1 protein-coding gene is annotated in these 756 nt (G+C 67.3%); it reads right to left on the minus strand.

Going from position 1 to position 756, the window contains the following annotated elements:
* Window positions 1-649, minus strand: a 649-nt coding sequence (locus NKH16_RS34890; RefSeq protein ID WP_352903982.1) for a DDE-type integrase/transposase/recombinase, incomplete at its 3' end; no start/stop codon positions are given.
* Window positions 650-756 lie beyond the last annotated feature (107 nt).

A 756-nucleotide genomic window follows, 5' to 3' on the forward strand; every position in this document is an offset into this window, starting at 1 on the left:
TTAGCCAGACGGTGAGCAGCGTGAAGTTGTTGCGGCCACCATCGCCCCATGGCGGGCCATTGTCGGTGGCGATGCGCCACGGCAGACCGTAGCGCCGGAAGGCCGCGATCAGGCGCGTTTGCACGGTTTGGGTGGTCTGGTCGGGGCAAGCTTCCAGCACCAGCGAGAACCGCGAATGATCGTCGAGCACGGTCAGCGGATGCAGCCGGCCGGCGCGCAACGGCACATGGCCCTTGAAGTCCATCTGCCACAGGTCGTTGGGTGCGGCATGCTCGAAGCGGATGAACGCTTTGGCGCCGCCACCGAGCGCACCCAGCTCGACGCCGTTGCGGCGCAGGATGCCCGTCACCGTCGAAGCGGCCGGATGGCCAAGCCCCTGGCGCGAAAGCACCCGCGCGATCTTGCGCCCGCCCCACGCCGGATGCGCCGTGCGCACCGAAAGCGCCGCCGCTTCGACCTCCGGGGCGCTGCGCCGTGGGCTCGAGCGCGGCTGGCGCGAGCGCTCCACAAGCCCGGCTTCGCCTTCCGCTCGATAGCGCGCGAGCAACTTGTGAGCCAACGTTCGGCCGATCCCGAAGCGACGACACAACGCGCTCACATTCGCCCCCGCCGCGCTCGCCAACATGACGAATTCCAGTTTCTGTTTCATCGCGCTGTTGTCCCCGAATGGCATCCCGAACCCCCTCGCGCAAAACGCGCAAAACTGTTCGCGATGTCCTCGCACACCTGTTCGCGATGTCTCCGGTCCAAACACCC

Origin of the sequence: Mesorhizobium sp. M1307, from assembly GCF_040318155.1 — a bacterium.
Classification (GTDB): Bacteria; Pseudomonadota; Alphaproteobacteria; order Rhizobiales; family Rhizobiaceae; genus Mesorhizobium.